This window comes from Curtobacterium sp. ODYSSEY 48 V2 (genome assembly GCF_023712625.1).
Classification (GTDB): Bacteria; Actinomycetota; Actinomycetes; order Actinomycetales; family Microbacteriaceae; genus Curtobacterium.
Genome location: NZ_JAMAXX010000016.1, coordinates 1 through 1756 on the forward strand (window position 1 = coordinate 1; position 1756 = coordinate 1756).

1 rRNA gene is annotated in these 1756 nt (G+C 56.9%); it reads left to right on the plus strand.

Annotated features, from left to right (window positions below):
- The first annotated feature begins 3 nt into the window (after positions 1 to 3).
- A 16S ribosomal RNA gene (locus M3666_RS16260) occupies positions 4 to 1525 on the plus strand.
- The last annotated feature ends 231 nt before the right edge of the window (positions 1526 to 1756 follow it).

The window sequence follows — 1756 nt, forward strand, 5'->3', positions numbered from 1 at the left end:
TTTTTTACGGAGAGTTTGATCCTGGCTCAGGACGAACGCTGGCGGCGTGCTTAACACATGCAAGTCGAACGATGATCAGGAGCTTGCTCCTGTGATTAGTGGCGAACGGGTGAGTAACACGTGAGTAACCTGCCCCTGACTCTGGGATAAGCGTTGGAAACGACGTCTAATACTGGATATGATCACTGGCCGCATGGTCTGGTGGTGGAAAGATTTTTTGGTTGGGGATGGACTCGCGGCCTATCAGCTTGTTGGTGAGGTAATGGCTCACCAAGGCGACGACGGGTAGCCGGCCTGAGAGGGTGACCGGCCACACTGGGACTGAGACACGGCCCAGACTCCTACGGGAGGCAGCAGTGGGGAATATTGCACAATGGGCGAAAGCCTGATGCAGCAACGCCGCGTGAGGGATGACGGCCTTCGGGTTGTAAACCTCTTTTAGTAGGGAAGAAGCGAAAGTGACGGTACCTGCAGAAAAAGCACCGGCTAACTACGTGCCAGCAGCCGCGGTAATACGTAGGGTGCAAGCGTTGTCCGGAATTATTGGGCGTAAAGAGCTCGTAGGCGGTTTGTCGCGTCTGCTGTGAAATCCCGAGGCTCAACCTCGGGCTTGCAGTGGGTACGGGCAGACTAGAGTGCGGTAGGGGAGATTGGAATTCCTGGTGTAGCGGTGGAATGCGCAGATATCAGGAGGAACACCGATGGCGAAGGCAGATCTCTGGGCCGTAACTGACGCTGAGGAGCGAAAGCGTGGGGAGCGAACAGGATTAGATACCCTGGTAGTCCACGCCGTAAACGTTGGGCGCTAGATGTAGGGACCTTTCCACGGTTTCTGTGTCGTAGCTAACGCATTAAGCGCCCCGCCTGGGGAGTACGGCCGCAAGGCTAAAACTCAAAGGAATTGACGGGGGCCCGCACAAGCGGCGGAGCATGCGGATTAATTCGATGCAACGCGAAGAACCTTACCAAGGCTTGACATACACCGGAAACGGCCAGAGATGGTCGCCCCCTTGTGGTCGGTGTACAGGTGGTGCATGGTTGTCGTCAGCTCGTGTCGTGAGATGTTGGGTTAAGTCCCGCAACGAGCGCAACCCTCGTTCTATGTTGCCAGCGCGTTATGGCGGGGACTCATAGGAGACTGCCGGGGTCAACTCGGAGGAAGGTGGGGATGACGTCAAATCATCATGCCCCTTATGTCTTGGGCTTCACGCATGCTACAATGGCCGGTACAAAGGGCTGCGATACCGTAAGGTGGAGCGAATCCCAAAAAGCCGGTCTCAGTTCGGATTGAGGTCTGCAACTCGACCTCATGAAGTCGGAGTCGCTAGTAATCGCAGATCAGCAACGCTGCGGTGAATACGTTCCCGGGCCTTGTACACACCGCCCGTCAAGTCATGAAAGTCGGTAACACCCGAAGCCGGTGGCCTAACCCTTGTGGAAGGAGCCGTCGAAGGTGGGATCGGTGATTAGGACTAAGTCGTAACAAGGTAGCCGTACCGGAAGGTGCGGCTGGATCACCTCCTTTCTAAGGAGCATCTGACCGGCCCTGCTCTGCAGGTGTCTGGTTCAGGCGCCGAGTAACCCGAACGTGGTTGCCGGTAGCTCATGGGTGGAACATTGACAGTGCAGTCGGGAGCGTAGCTTCCGGCCCTAGTACGCCAGCTTGCTGGTTGGGACGGGTCGGGGTGAGCGGGTCGGCTGGTGCACGTTGTTGGGTCCTGAGGGACCAGGCTTCCTGTTGACACGTGAGTGTTGG